Genomic DNA, 14,245 nt, shown 5'->3' with positions numbered 1-14,245 from the left:
GTGGGCCGGGGTGCGCCGCGGGAGAGGCCACGGGCGGCGGTCCCGGGTTCAGTGGGCCGCCGCCGGCGGGTCAGCGGCGGGGGCCGTGGTGGTGGCCGTGGTGGTGACGGCCCCAGGACTCGGAGTCGACCTTGTGGCCGCGCGCGTCGCGCAGGGTGGCCGTGTCGCTGTTGTCCCAGACGTAGTTGCGCCGGTCCTGGTAGACGTCGTGGCGGGTGTCGCGGCCGACGCCGGTGTGGACCCGCACCGAGGAGCGGGCGGGCAGGCGCAGGTCGAACGTGTAGGTGCGGTGGCTCTCGTCGCTGAGCGTCCAGTTGCGCAGGTTCACCGCGTGCCGGCCGGTGTTGGTGACGGTGACCCATTCACGGTTCAGACTCCGGTTCGAGCCGTTGTCGCGACCGGGGCTGTCGTACTGGATCTCGCCCAGGACGACGGTCGTGCGCGGCGCGTGGTGGCCGCGGCCATGGCCACGGTCATGGCCACGGTCTTGGCCGTCGGCGACCGCCGGGAGAGCGGCGGCGGCGACCAGTGCGCCGGAAGCGAGGACGGCGGCGGTGATCCGCCGTGCGGTACGGGACATGAAGACCCCTCAGGTGCAGGCCCGGACCGGCCGGGTCCGGGCGGTTGTTCGTTCCCGGCGTCATGCCGGGAGCCACACCTTGGCCCCGGCGGCGGCCGCGTGGGCACCGCATCGGGGCGCGTTACGAAGTACGGACATTTCCGTCACACACGGTTGTAGGCGACATGGAGGGAAACCTGCGGGTACCTGTCAATCCCGGCCCACTGCAACCAGCCGTACGGAGCCGGGCCGACGGGCCCGCCGCACGGGCGGCGCCGCCCCGTACCCCGTACGCGGACCCGGCGAGGGGGGCCGGCGGATTCGTAACAGACGCACCGCGGCCGCCCCTGAACGCCAGTTCCCCCGCCACCGCGACGGACGCACGGATGTTCCCCTGAACACCGGGCGAGCGGTTCGCTCCTACCGTGCCGGCTCTCGCGCGGCGGACGCGTCGGGCCGCCCGGACCAGCCGAGCAGGACCACCGAGCACACGGCGGCGAACGCGCACCAGGTGGAGATGAACTCCAGCCGCCACAGCGCCGCGCAGACCGCCGCCCCGCCCGCGACGAGCACCCCGAGCCGGGCCAGCCGGCGGTCGCCGGACAGGAGCAGCGAGCCGACGGTGGCCACCAGGTAGCCCGCCACCAGCAGCAGGGAGTGCGGCAGGTCCACCACGTAGCCGAGGGTGTGGCCGCGCACCTGCGCGGTCACCGGCCGGGTCGCCAGGCAGTACGCGAGAACGGCACCGGCCACGGCCCCGGCGGCCAGGGGGACGGCGAGGCGGCGCCGCGCGTGTTCCGGTGCGGCGCACAGCACGGCCGGCGGGATCCACAGGGGCAGCAGCGGCAGGGCGATGACCGCCCAGGCGAGTGTGGCGGGGCCGCTGCCGCCGCCGGCCCGCCAGACCGCGGCCTCGATGATCTGGTGGGCGCCGAGGAGCAGGGGCAGCGTCGCGAGCGGCAGGTCGCGGACCCGTCGCACACGGACCACACAGGCGGCACCGATCGCCGCCACCGCGCAGCCCGCGACGAGATCGGCGGTCGCGCTCCAGCACATGGGGCCACGCTACGGGCCGCCGGGGCGGGCACGAAGAAGGACACACCCGCTTATTGACCGGTGCATGACGGTGCCGTACGGTCACGGCTGTTCGCATACAAGAACTCGGTTCACGATGCGGGACGATGGCGACACCGTTCCGTTGGTCGAGGGATCGCCTTACCACCGCACCGAACCACTCATTGGTGCCCGCGGAGGACGCCGCGGGCGGTGAAAGGAACACCCAGTGCGCACCAGAAATCAGCATGCCAGACGGCGGGGCGGCCGGACAGCCGCCTCGTTCGTCGCCCTCTCCTCACTGATCCTCGCGGGCGCCACGGCGCTGTTCGCAACCGGTTCCGCGACCGCCGCACCCGCGGCCGGCTCGTACAGCCTGTCGAACGCCGGAAGCGGACTGTGTCTGGAGGTCCCCGGCTCGGGGACGTCGGCCGGGGTCCAGCTCGCCCAGCGTGGCTGTACGGGCGCCGGCAACCAGACGTGGCAGCTCAAGACCTCCGGCAGCGGCTACACGCTGACCGCGGCCCACAGCGCCAAGTGCGCCGGGGTGCGGGACGCCTCCACCAGCGCGGGCAAGGCCGTCGAGCAGCAGAACTGCACCGGCGGAGCCGGCCAGGTGTGGACGCTCGAGCAGGTGAGCGGCAGCACCTACCGCGTCGTCAACGCCAACGGGGGCAAGTGCCTCAACGTCAAGGACAGCTCCACCGCGGCCGGTGCCCTGGTCCAGCAGAACTCCTGCGACTCGGTGACCAGCAAGCGCTGGACGTTCACCGCGGCGGGTTCGACACCGACCGATCCGCCGACCGACCCCACGGACCCGCCGACCGATCCGCCGACCGACCCCGGCTCGCGGCCCGCGTGGCCGTCGGCCAACGGCAGCCAGGCCCTGTCCTCGACGATGAAGGTGTCCGGCAGCTTCGACGGCGGCATGAAGCGCTTCTACGGAAGCGGTGACCTGGGCAGCGGCGGCCAGGACGAGGACCAGCCCGCCCTGATCGAACTGGCCGACGGCGCCACCCTGCAGAACGTCATCCTGGGCTCTCCCGCCGCCGACGGCGTGCACTGCGCCGGCGCCTGCACCCTGAAGAACGTGTGGTGGGAGGACGTGGGCGAGGACGCCGCGACCTTCCGCGGCGGCTCGTCGTCGCTGGTGCGCACGATCGACGGCGGCGGGGCGCGCCTCGCCGACGACAAGGTCTTCCAGCACAACGGCGGCGGCACGCTGGTCATCAAGAACTTCCAGGTCGAGGACTTCGGCAAGCTCTACCGCTCGTGCGGCAACTGCTCGACCCAGTACGGCCGGCACGTCCAGGTGCAGAACGTGTGGGTCACCGCCCCGGCCGACTCCCTGGTGGGCATCAACACCAACTACGGGGACACGGCGCGCTTCTCCGGCGTGAAGATCTACGGCGACGGGGGCCGGGACATCGACATCTGCACGAAGTACAGGGGGGTGACGGACGGCGAGCCCTCCCAGATCGGCACCGGCGCGGACGGCACCAACTGCATCTACAGCAGTTCGGACATCACGTACGCCGACTGATCGCAACCGCTCCACCGCCCGGCCCGTCCCCTCGTGGGGCGGGCCGGGCCCGTTCTCATGCCGTGGCGTCCGACCAGCCGTAGGGCGGCTGCGCCGGGCCGTCCGGCCGGCCCGCCCCGGACTCGTCGATGGCACGGTCGGCCACGCTCATCAGCTGTCCGGCGACATCGTGCATCGCACGGCTCGCCGCGACCTCGTCGCCGATCGTGGGCACCTCGGGGTCCTGGGGGCTGCACCGGGCGATTCCCTGACCGGTGAGTTTCGCGGTGCCCGTGTCCAGCACCGCCTCCGCCTTGGTCGTCCCGTCGTCCTCCGACAGTTCGACGCGCACCGTCCATTCCAGCGTGCGGTTCATCGCATACCTCCCGCCCGCGCCGGCCGGCGGGCGCGGGCCGCCGCACGGGTCGACTTCCAGCATCCACCCGACCGGCCGTCCCTGCCCGTCCGGCGCCGGGCCGGGCGGGCGGCTCAGCGCCGGAAGTACCGGTCCAGGAACGGGTTGCGGAAGGCGCCGTCCGGGTCGTAGCCGGTCATCAGCGCCTCGAAGTCCGCGTACCGCGGGTACAGCGCGCGCAGGACCTCGGGAGCCGTGGAGAAGACCTTGCCCCAGTGCGGGCGGGCGCCGAACGGGGCCAGGGCCTCCTCGATCCCCGCGACCACCGGCGCGACGGCCGCCGCGTCGGGCACCCAGGTGAAGTGGAACGCCACCGAGTCCCGGCCGTGGGCGGGGCTCAGCCACAGATCGTCGGACGCGACGGTGCGGATCTCGGAGATCTGGAGCACCGGGGCGATCCGTTCCCGCAGCCCGGCCAGGGCCTCGTACGCCGCCACGGCGTCCGCGCGGGCCACGAAGTACTCCGACTGGAGCTCGTCACCGCTGCTCGGGGTGAACTCCATCCGGAAGTGCGGCAGCCGCCGGTACCAGGGGCCGGGCACACCCTGCTGCCGGGTGCAGTTCACCGCCGGCACCCCGGGGATCGGGTGCCGGGGGCCGTCGGCGAGCCGGGCGCCCAGCCACCCGGCGGGCATCCCCCCGGGCCCCTCGCTCCCCACCCGCTGCTTCAGCCATACCTGGCCGACAGGTCCGGGGCTCCAGTCGGTGAAGACACTGACGCTGTAGGCGGCGGACATCACCTCGTCGAAGCGCGCGGTCAGCGTGGCCTCGGGCAGGCCCTCGTAGACCCACTGCTGTACGTCGAAGGCGGGCACGAGGTCCAGTTCGAGTGCGGTCACCACGCCGAGCGCGCCGAGGGACACCACCGCACCGGCGAAGTCCTCGTCGGTGCGTCGCAGGGTCCGCGTTCCGCCGTCGGCCGTCACCAGGGTGAGGCCGCGGACGGAGCCCGCCAGGGAGCGGTTGCCGACGCCCGAGCCGTGCGTGCCGGTCGCGACGGCGCCTGCGGCCGAGATGTGCGGGAGCGAACCCAGGTTGGCCAGGGCGAAACCACGCTCGTGCAGTTCGGCCGCGAACTCGCCGAAACGGAGCCCCGCGGTGAGGGTGACGGTCCGCTCCGGGGAGTCGATGTCGACGACGCGCGGGAGTCCCGCGAGCGAGACGTGGTCGCCGGGGGTGTCCGCGATGGCGTTGAAGGAGTGCCGCGTGCCCAGCGGGCGTACCACGTCGGAGGCGGCCACCGTCTCACGCAGTTCGCGGACCGATCTCGGTACGCACAGCCGCCTCGCACCGAAGGTGATGTTGCCGGCCCAGTTCTTCTCCGCGGGGGTCACCGTACGTCCCTCTTCCACTCGTGGCCGGGCACCTGCTCCCGACGCCGCATTCTCCCAGACGGCCCGGCGGGCCCCGGCGGCGAGCGGCCCGAATACCACCCGCGCAACCGGGCGAGCACGTACGGTAGTTGGTGAACCGGGGTACATATCCGCACACCAACTGATTGGGGCATGTCCCACATACCGACAGGTACGCACAGAACCTGAGATCCGGTACGGATCGGGACGAGTGCCGGATCACCGTGCCTGTCTGAACTTCACCGGAACTCCAGCGAAATGCCACGTGTGTGGATATCGTGCACGAGCGAGGGCGCATCCGTCAGTCCACAGGATCGGCGGATGCGCCCCGTTTGTGGAGATGCGACTGTGACTGGGGGGTTCATGGGGCATGTCGAGCTACCCGAATCCGATACACCGAGGCACGTGGGACTGGCGGGGGCGCCACGGCCGCGGACCTCGTCCGGCCTTCCGCGCGATCAGGGCTTCGGCCACCCGCGGCAGGCCCCGACCGTTCGGCGCGAACGCGGTGCCGGCGCACCGGGCAGCGGCATCGGCCCGCTGCCGCTGGTCGTGTGCGCCGAATCCGCCGGCCTGGGGTTGCCCGCCTGGCTCGTGCTCCGCGCCGACGGGCAGCCGGAGGCACTGGCCGGGGCGCTCGCGGCCACCCTGGTGTGGTGCGGGGTCCGGGCCTCGCGAGGGCGGTACGCGCCCCGCCTGCCGGGCCGCCCGCTGGGGGCGCTGGCCACGCCCGCGGACTGGCTGCTGCTCATAGGCGTGCTGGCGGTGCTGTGGACCGTCGCCGCCCCGTCCATCGACCCGGCGGCGGCCGTGGTGGCGCTGATCCCCGGCCTCCTGACGGGGGCGGGCGCCTCATGGGTACGCCGGCTGTCCTGGTCCGGGCGGCGCAGGACGGTACGCCGGGTGCTGGTGGTCGGTGAGGCCGCGGGGGTGGACCGGGCGGTGCGGCTGCTGACCTCGCGGGAGGACCACGGCTATCTCGTCGTGGCGGCCCTGCCGGTCGGTCCGGCGGCGCTGACCTGCGAGGTCCCGGTGCCGGGACGGCTGGCTCCGGCACCGGCGGGCGACGACGCGTCGACGGTGCTGGGGGCGGCCTTCGCCCACGAGGCGGACCTGGCGCTGGTGGTGCCGGGGCCGGGGTTCACCGAGGAGCGATTACGGCGGCTGTCCTGGGGGCTGCACGACGGCGGTCTCGAACTGTCCGTGCTCTCGCACCTCTCGGAGACCGCGGCGGACCGGATCCGTCCCTCGTCGGCGGCCGGGCTGACCCTGCTGCACATCGTGCCGCCGCTGCGCCGGGGGCTCCAGCCGGCCATGAAGGCGGCGGTGGACCGGGCGGGTGCCGCATGCGGACTGATCGTGCTGGGCCCGCTGCTGCTGCTGATCGCGGCGGCGGTCCGGCTCACCTCGAAGGGACCGGTCTTCCACCGGCAGATCCGCCAGGGCCGGCACAACCATCCGTTCGTGATGTGGAAGTTCCGCACGATGGTGGTGGACGCCGAACGGCACAAGGCGCGGCTCGAGGCGGTGAACGAGAACGACGGCCCGATGTTCAAGATGCGCCGGGATCCGCGGGTCACCCGGCTGGGCCGTCTGCTGCGCCGCTCGTCGCTGGACGAGCTCCCCCAGCTCATCAACGTACTGAAGGGTGACATGTCCCTGGTCGGCCCTCGTCCGCCGCTGCCGGACGAGGTGTCCCGCTACGACGACCGCGAGCTGCGCCGACTCGCGGTGAAACCCGGCCTGACGGGCCTGTGGCAGGTCAGCGGCCGGTCCGACCTCTCCTGGCAGGAGACGGTCTCGCTCGACCTCTGGTACGTCGACAACTGGTCGGTGGCCACGGACATGGGGCTCATGGCCCGTACGCTGCGCGCCGTCACCGACGGCCGCGGGGCGTACTGAGAGCGGGGGCGGATGCGCGCCGGGGACAGCGGCCGGCGCCGGGTGACCCGCCCGTCGTGGACGGGAGCGGGCCACCCGGCCGGGCGGCGGCTACGCGGCCTGCTGCCGGAGCCACCAGGAGTACGTCTCCGCGATGCCCTCCCGCAGCGGGATGCGCGGTGCGAAGCCGAGGGAGGTCAGCCGGGAGACGTCCAGGAGCTTGCGCGGGGTGCCGTCGGGCTTGCCGGTGTCCCAGACGGTCTCTCCCTGATACGACGTCACATCGGCTACCAGAGAGGCGAGTTCGCGGATGGTGAGGTCCTGTCCACAGCCGACATTGACGGGTGCGTCGTCGTCGTAGCGCTCCAGCAGGAGGACGCAGGCGGCAGCGAGGTCGTCGACGTGCAGGAACTCGCGCCGGGGGTTCCCGGACCCCCAGAGCGTGACGGCCGGCGCGCCAGCCTCTCGGGCCTCGTGGAACCGGCGGATCAGGGCGGGCAGGACGTGCGAGGTCTCCAGGTCGAAGCTGTCGCCGGGGCCGTAGAGATTGGTCGGCATGGCGCTGATGTAGGAGGCGCCGTACTGGCGTCGGTAGGACTGCGTCTGCACGATGCCGGCGATCTTCGCCAGCGCGTACGCCTCGTTGGTGGGCTCCAGAACGCCGGTGAGCAGGGCGCTCTCGGGGATCGGCTGCGGAGCGCGCTTCGGATAGATGCACGACGAACCGAGGAAGAGCAGCCGCTCGGTGCCCGCCGCGTGCGCGCCCGCGATCACGCTCAGCTGGATGCGCAGGTTGTCCTCGATGAACTGCACGGGATACGTGCTGTTGGCCATGATCCCGCCGACCCTGGCGGCGGCCAGGACCACGGCGTCCGGGCGTATGTCACGCAGAAAGGCGCCGGTCCGCCCGGCATCCCGCAGATCGAGGCGGTCACGGCCGCGCGTGACCACTTCATGGCCGTCGGCGGTGAGGCGGCGCGCCACCGCCGATCCCACCAGGCCCCGGTGGCCGGCGACGAACACGCGGGCGCCGGGGCGCAACAGGGACGGGGCTCGTTCCCGGGGAGGGCCGGGGAGATCAGTCGTCATGCTGCCGGATTGTGCCAGCAGCCGGGTGAAACCGTGACGTTTTACCCGGATCGCTCATTCCTTGAGATTCCACGACCAACTGCCTTACGGGCAACCGCAGAAGGGGGAAACGTGGCGAAGACCGCGCTCATCACCGGGGTGACCGGACAGGACGGTTCGTACCTGTCCGAGCTGCTGCTCCGGAAGGGATACACGGTCCATGGTCTGATCCGCCGTTCGTCGAGTTTCAACACCGAGCGGATCGACCACATCTACCAGGGCCCGGAGCAGGAGGACCGGTCCTTCGTGCTGCACCACGCCGATCTCGCCGACGGGGTCGCGCTGGTGAACCTGCTGCGGGACATCCGCCCCGACGAGGTGTACAACCTGGGCGCCCAGTCGCATGTGCGGGTCTCCTTCGACGCGCCGCTGTACACGGGCGACGTCACGGGTCTCGGCACGATCCGGCTGCTCGAAGCGGTACGGGCCAGTGGCGTCGACACCCGGATCTACCAGGCTTCCTCGTCGGAGATGTTCGGCGCCAGCCCGCCCCCGCAGAACGAGCTGACCCCGTTCCACCCGCGCAGCCCGTACAGCGTCGCCAAGGTCTACTCGTACTGGGCGACGGTCAACTACCGTGAGGCGTACGGGATGTTCGCGGTGAACGGGATTCTGTTCAACCACGAGTCGCCGCGGCGCGGGGAGACCTTCGTGACCCGGAAGATCACCCGGGGTGTGGCCCGGATCAAGGCGGGGATGCAGACCCTGCTGCACCTGGGCAACCTGGACGCGGTGCGCGACTGGGGTTACGCCCCCGAGTACGTGGACGCGATGTGGCGGATGCTCCAGTGCGACACCCCGGACGACTACGTGGTGGCCACCGGTGAGGGCGTCAGCGTGCGGCAGTTCCTGGAGTACGCCTTCGAGCACGCGGGCCTCGACTGGCGCGAGCACGTCCGCTACGACGCGAAGTACGAGCGGCCCAGCGAGGTGGACGCGCTGATCGGGGACGCCTCGAAGGCCGGTGAGCTGCTGGACTGGAAGCCGGCCGTACGGGCGCGGGAGCTGGCCCGGATCATGGTCGACGCCGATGTGCGCAGACTCGCCGACGAACTCGCCGGGACCGCTGTGCGAGTCGACCGGTAGGGCGTGTCCGGCGGATCAGGGCCGGACACGCCCCAAGGACCCCCGCGCGACCCCCACCCCCACCGGTGCCGTGGTGGGGGCAGAACGCGCCGGTACGGGCGGGCCCCCGGGCTCCGCCCCCTCATCCGCCCCCACCGACAGCCGGACGGCCGGTCCGTGCGGCCGGGCGGGGCAGCAGCCGCGGCCCACCGGCCGCAGCTCGTTCTCACCTTCGGAGCTGAATGATGAAAGCAACCACAGGGCGCCGACGCGGCCGGACGCGGGCCACGGCCGCGGCGCTCGGCCTGCTCGCCGGCGCCCTGAGCGCCGCCGCGGCGGCCGGTCCCCCGGCCGCCGCCCTCACCCCGCCCGTCTCGATCACCGCGGACGACCTGTCCACCTGGCAGACCAACGGCATCGTCTGGTCGATGGCCGCGTCGGCGGAGGGTGTGGTCTACGCGGGCGGCACCTTCTCCACCCTGCGGCCGCCGGGCGCCGCCTCCGGCACCTCCGAGCAGCCCGCGGTGAACTTCGCCGCGTTCGACGCCGCGACCGGGGCGCCCACCGACTGCTCCCTGTCGTTCACGCTCTCCTCGGGGACCGCGACCGTACGCTCGCTGGCCCTGTCCCCGGACGGTGAAACCCTGTACGCGGGCGGCCGGTTCGGGGCGGTGAACGGCGTGGGCGTCAGCAACATCGCGGCCATCGACACCGCCACCTGCACCCCGCGCCAGGACTTCAAGGTCTCCGTCTCCGCCACCGTGCGGGCGCTCGCGGTCACCGACGACACGGTGTACCTCGGGGGCGACTTCAATACCGTGGCGGGGCAGCCCCGCAACTACTTCGCCGCCGTCACCACCGGCGCCGCGCTGAAGCCGTGGACGGCGAACGCGGACGAGGTGGGCCGGGCGGTGGAGGTCACACCGGACGGGCGGCACGTGGTGCTCGGCGGGGACTTCTTCACCGTGAACAGCACTTCCACCCACGCGCTCGCGGTGGTGAACGCGACCACCGGCGCCCTGGACAGGAGCTACCCGGGCTTCATCCCGAACACCTCCACGGTGCAGGACCTCACCAGCGACGCCAAGCAGTTCTACACCGCCAACGAAGGCACCGGCGGCGGGGTGTTCGACGGCCGGATCGCCCTCGACCTCACCACCTTCGACCAGGTCTGGCGCGACACCTGCCTGGGCGCCACCCAGGCCGTACTCGTGCACGAGGGGGTGCTCTACAGCGGCAGTCACGCGCACGACTGCGCCTCCATGGGCGCGTTCCCCGACCAGCCGCGCAAGCACCTGCTGGCCCAGTCGGTGGACGATCCGAAGCTGCTGCCGTGGTTCCCCGACACCAACGACGGGATCGGCGAGCCGGTCGGCCCGCGCGTGATGGCGCAGACCGGCAAGGGCGGCCGCCACTACCTCTGGGTGGGCGGTGAGTTCACCACGGTCAACAGCAAGGCGCAGCAGGGGCTCACCCGGTTCGCCGACGGTCCGGACACCGGGGCGCCCTGGGTGCCGAACGTCAGCGTCTCCACGGTCGCGCCGGGCAAGGTGGACGTGAACTGGCAGACGAGCTTCGACACGGACGACGGGACGCTCACGTACCGCGTCTACAAGGACGGGGCGAGCACCCCCGTCCACACCACGACGGGCTACTCCGTGTTCTGGGACCGGCCGCAGCTGCGGTGGACGGACACCGATGTGGCGCCGGGTGAGACGCACACCTACCGGATCACCGCGAGCGACGGCACCAACACCAGCGCCAAGTCGCCCGCCGTGAGCGCGACCGTGACGGCCGAGGCGGAGAGCTATCCGGCCAGGGTGCTCTCCGACGGCGCGACCCTGTACTGGCGCTACGACGAGGGCACGTCCACCTTCGCCGCCGACACGGGGGCGGGGCTCGACAACGGCTTCCTGCGCAACTCGCCCTCCTACCGGCAGACTCCCGCGGCGGTGTCCGGACCCTCGACCGCCATCGGGTTCAACGGCACCACGCAGTACGCGTACAGCAACCGGAGCCGGTCCGACACCGCCAAGTACTCCGTGGAGACCTGGATCAGAACGACGACGACCCGGGGAGGGAAGATCATCGGCTTCGGCAGCAACACCCTGGAACTGAGCGGCAAGTACGACAAGCATGTGTACATGCTCAACAACGGGCGTCTGACCTTCGGCACCTCCAACGGCGGCGGCCAGACCGTGAGCACGACCGGGGCCTACAACGACGGTGCCTGGCACCACGTCGTCGCCACCCAGGGTTCCGGCGGCATGGCCCTGTACGTGGACGGGCAGCTCCGCGCCTCGAACTCGCGGTACACCAAGAACGCGAGCTACACCGGCTACTGGCGGGTGGGCGGTGACAACCTCGCGACCTGGCCGAACCGTCCGACGAGCAACTTCTTCGCCGGGCAGATCGACGAGACCGCCGTGTACCCGGCCGCGCTGACCGCTGCCCAGGTCAGTGCCCACTACGCGCTGAGGACGGGTGGATGAGGTATCCGTTCCTGGCCGGTGCCGCCGTCGTCCTCGCGACGGCGGCGCTGGCCGCCTGCGGCTCGTCCTCCGGCGGCGAGCACGGCGGCGGCGAGCACGGCGGCGACAGGGCGGCGGGCGCGGCCCCGGCCGCCTCGCCGGGGCCCGTGGCGGGGGTGGGGACCAACCCGCCGGGTTCCGCGTCCACCGGGCCGCGGGCCGCCCGCGGCAGCGAGCCGCCCAGGACTCCCACCGACCGGCTGACGCCCGCCACCGGCACGTTCACCAGGAAGCAGAAGGAGTACCTGACCGACCGGGTGCCCGTGGGCACGGACCCGGCGGCGGTGCTGCAGACCGGGCAGGAGACCTGCGACCGGCTGAGCTACCTGGTCAAGGTCGACCGGGACATGGCGGCCGGTGCCGTCGTGAGCGGTGAGATCGCCGACGCCGGACCCGCCGTAGCCCATCTGTGCACCCAGCACGAGGACGTGGTGGAACGGGCCTCGCACGGGTACGCCGACGGCGTGCACCGGGGCGAGGAGTTGCGGCCCGGCCGCTACCGGGAGGTCTCCCCCACCCGGAACTGCGCCTGGGAGGTCACCGGCCCCGGCGGCAAGGTCCTGGTGTCGGGCTCCTCGGGTGACGGGAAGCAGACCACCCTCACGATTCCGGAGGCGGCCCTCGCCTTCACCTCCACAGGCTGCTACGCCTGGCTGCCCGAAGGGGACAAGGGATGAAGAAGCTGCCGATAGCCGTGGCGATCCCCACGAAGAACGAGGGACTCAACATCGCGGAGGCCGTACGGTCGGTCATCGACCACTTCGAGGCGGTCGTCGTCGTCGACTCGCACAGCTCCGACGACACGGCGAAGATCGCCGCGGAGTGCGGCGCCGACGTCGTCCCGTACACCTGGGACGGCGGGCACCCCCGCAAGAAGCAGTGGTGCCTGGACCACGTCCGCACGGATCTGGACTGGATCCTGCTGCTCGACGGGGACGAGCGGCTGAGCCCGGGGCTGCTGGCCGAGCTGCGGGATGTCTTCGCCGATCCGGACGCGCCGAAGCCCGCGGCGTACGACATCCCGCTCGGCTACTGGTTCTCCGGGAAGCGGCTGCGGCACGGCTACACCATCCGCAAACGCTCCCTGACCGACCGCACCCGCTGCCACTACCCGGAGGTGGGTGATCTGGACGCTCCCGGCATCGGCGAGGTGGAGGGGCACTACCAGCCGGTCGCGCAGAGCACGGCGGCGCTGCGCCACCCGATCGAGCACCAGGACCTGGACCCGGTGTCCGCCTGGTTCGAGCGGCACAACCGGTACGCGGACTGGGAGGCGTGGCTGAACCACCACCCGGAGGTCAAGGAGCAGGTGCGCCGGGCCAAGTCGCGGCAGGGGCAGCTGTTCCACCGGGCGCCGTTCAAGCCGCTGGTGTCCTTCGTCTACATGTACGTCTACCGACGGGGCTTCCTCGACGGGCGCGCCGGGTTCGACTTCGCCCTGGCGATGAGCTTCTACCGGTGGCAGATCGCCCTCAAGTCGCGGGAGAGGCCCTCTTCTTGACGCTTCCGTTCCTCCGGCGGACCACGTCCTCGTAGGTCCGCCGGAGGGTACCGGTGACGACCTCGATGGTGAAGTGCTCGTTGACCAGCTCCCAGGCCGCCTTGCCCGCCTGGGAGTTGGCGGCCGGCTCCAGCAGTTCCAGGATCGCCCGCGCGACCTTGTCCGCGTTGGCCGCGTCCTCGCCGACCCGGCTGTCGATGACCCGGCCGGCCCCGGCCCGTGCCACGTCGGGCCCGAGGCCGCAGGTGCGGGTGATCACGGCCGGGGTGCCGACGGACATCGCTTCGAGGACCGAGACGCCCAGGGGTTCCTCGATCGACGGCAGGACGTACACATCGGCCTCCCGTCCCGCCGCCAGCACCTCCTCGTGGCCCAGTGGCCCGACGTGGTCGAGCGAGTCCGTGACGCCGAGGGCGCGGGCCAGTTCGAGGGTGCCGGGCAGGGCGCCGGTGTCGGGGCCGGCGAGCACGAAGCGGGCGTCGGGGTGCTCGGCCAGGACGGCGGGCATCGCGGCGACGAAGTCCTGCGGGCGCTTGCGCTCCTGGATGCGGGCGAGGAACAGCACGGTGGGCGGGCGGCCCGGCTCGCGGGCGGGCTTGAACTCCTGCGGCCGCACCCCGTTGACCAGGCGCACGGTCCGGGTGAGCGCCACGGGGGCGGCGACGGCGTTGATGTCGACGCGTTCGGCCTCGGTGAGGTGGAGCACCGCGTCGGCGCCGCGCAGCACCCTGCGTACGCCCAGCAGGTCGGTCAGCTGCGCGACCCGGTTCCGGGTCGGGTCGACCATGCCGTGGGTCTGCACGACCAGGGGTGTGCCGGAGGCCAGGGCGAGCAGGGCGGCGGGCAGGGTGACCAGGTCGCGCATCAGGTGGACGTGGACGAGGTCGGCGCCGCGCATCATGCGGTGCGCGGCCCTCAGCAGGGCGCCGGAGGTGATCCCGCTGACCTCGAACACCGGCAGCACGTGGCGGGCCTGGAAGAGGTGGACGGGCACGCCCTCCACCTCGCGCGGCAGCGGGCCGTCGAAGCCGTCGCCGAGCGCCATGATCCTGGCGTCGTCACCTCCGGCGCGCTGGACCTTGGAGAGGTTCAGGGCCACCCGGGTCGGACCGCCGAAGGCGTGGTCCGGGGTGTGCAGCGTGACGATGTGCAGGATCTTCACCAGGGTCCCCCTCGCCCTCGTCCGGCTCCGCACAGACTAGTCGTCACATCTCCTCAAGTGTGGTGATTCGTTAAGG

General features: G+C 72.1%; 12 protein-coding genes. 6 read left to right on the top strand and 6 right to left on the bottom strand.

Going from position 1 to position 14,245, the window contains the following annotated elements; translation table 11 throughout:
- Nucleotides 1–70: 70 nt before the first annotated feature.
- Together ABZ564_RS27235 and ABZ564_RS27230 are read right to left on the bottom strand one after the other, a co-directional pair.
- Entirely contained in the window at nucleotides 71–580 is a 510-nt protein-coding gene (locus tag ABZ564_RS27235) for a lamin tail domain-containing protein (protein ID WP_360861471.1), read from the bottom strand.
- A 399-nt stretch (nucleotides 581–979) separates the two neighbouring features.
- Complete coding sequence (locus tag ABZ564_RS27230) at nucleotides 980–1,615, bottom strand: DUF6629 family protein (RefSeq protein ID WP_360861469.1); 636 nt, start codon at nucleotides 1,613–1,615, stop codon at nucleotides 980–982.
- Between the two features lie 226 nt (nucleotides 1,616–1,841).
- Between ABZ564_RS27230 and ABZ564_RS27225 the strand changes: the two genes are divergently transcribed.
- A complete protein-coding gene (locus tag ABZ564_RS27225; protein ID WP_360861467.1) occupies nucleotides 1,842–3,155 on the top strand; it encodes a pectate lyase in 1,314 nt (437 codons plus the stop codon).
- 55 nt (nucleotides 3,156–3,210) lie between these two features.
- Here ABZ564_RS27225 and ABZ564_RS27220 read toward each other — a convergent pair whose 3' ends face one another.
- Nucleotides 3,211–3,510, bottom strand: coding sequence for a DUF1876 domain-containing protein (locus ABZ564_RS27220; RefSeq protein WP_360861465.1), 300 nt, complete (start codon nucleotides 3,508–3,510; stop codon nucleotides 3,211–3,213).
- A 113-nt stretch (nucleotides 3,511–3,623) separates the two neighbouring features.
- Nucleotides 3,624–4,883: an FAD-binding protein gene (locus ABZ564_RS27215; RefSeq protein WP_360861463.1), complete on the bottom strand. Its 1,260-nt coding sequence runs from the start codon at nucleotides 4,881–4,883 to the stop codon at nucleotides 3,624–3,626.
- Between the two features lie 423 nt (nucleotides 4,884–5,306).
- Here ABZ564_RS27215 and ABZ564_RS27210 point away from each other — a divergent pair, with 423 nt between their 5' ends.
- Entirely contained in the window at nucleotides 5,307–6,803 is a 1,497-nt protein-coding gene (locus ABZ564_RS27210; protein ID WP_360861461.1) for a sugar transferase, read from the top strand.
- 90 nt (nucleotides 6,804–6,893) lie between these two features.
- Here the strand turns inward: ABZ564_RS27210 and ABZ564_RS27205 are convergent, their stop codons facing one another.
- Complete coding sequence (locus ABZ564_RS27205; protein ID WP_360861459.1) at nucleotides 6,894–7,871, bottom strand: GDP-L-fucose synthase; 978 nt, start codon at nucleotides 7,869–7,871, stop codon at nucleotides 6,894–6,896.
- Between the two features lie 111 nt (nucleotides 7,872–7,982).
- On the opposite strand from ABZ564_RS27205, the gene gmd reads away from it, so the two are divergent.
- From gmd to ABZ564_RS27185, 4 genes are all read left to right on the top strand, one after another.
- Nucleotides 7,983–8,996, top strand: coding sequence for a GDP-mannose 4,6-dehydratase (gene gmd / locus ABZ564_RS27200; RefSeq protein ID WP_360861457.1), 1,014 nt, complete (start codon nucleotides 7,983–7,985; stop codon nucleotides 8,994–8,996).
- A 224-nt stretch (nucleotides 8,997–9,220) separates the two neighbouring features.
- Nucleotides 9,221–11,467, top strand: a complete 2,247-nt coding sequence (locus tag ABZ564_RS27195) for a LamG domain-containing protein (RefSeq protein WP_360861455.1) — start codon at nucleotides 9,221–9,223, stop codon at nucleotides 11,465–11,467.
- Nucleotides 11,464–12,183, top strand: a complete 720-nt coding sequence (locus tag ABZ564_RS27190; RefSeq protein ID WP_360861453.1) for a hypothetical protein — start codon at nucleotides 11,464–11,466, stop codon at nucleotides 12,181–12,183. The genes ABZ564_RS27195 and ABZ564_RS27190 overlap by 4 nt, the downstream gene beginning before the upstream one ends.
- Nucleotides 12,180–13,007: a glycosyltransferase family 2 protein gene (locus ABZ564_RS27185; protein ID WP_360861450.1), complete on the top strand. Its 828-nt coding sequence runs from the start codon at nucleotides 12,180–12,182 to the stop codon at nucleotides 13,005–13,007. Before ABZ564_RS27190 ends, ABZ564_RS27185 begins: the two co-directional genes overlap by 4 nt.
- Here ABZ564_RS27185 and ABZ564_RS27180 read toward each other — a convergent pair.
- Nucleotides 12,979–14,169 (bottom strand): glycosyltransferase, encoded by a 1,191-nt coding sequence (locus ABZ564_RS27180; RefSeq protein WP_360861448.1) that lies wholly within the window; start codon nucleotides 14,167–14,169, stop codon nucleotides 12,979–12,981. The two genes, ABZ564_RS27185 and ABZ564_RS27180, sit on opposite strands and share 29 nt — an antisense overlap.
- Between the last annotated feature and the right edge of the window lie 76 nt (nucleotides 14,170–14,245).

The organism is Streptomyces sp. NPDC019224 (assembly GCF_040632605.1).
Taxonomy (GTDB): Bacteria; Actinomycetota; Actinomycetes; order Streptomycetales; family Streptomycetaceae; genus Streptomyces.
This window is presented reverse-complemented; position numbering and strand designations above follow the sequence as displayed.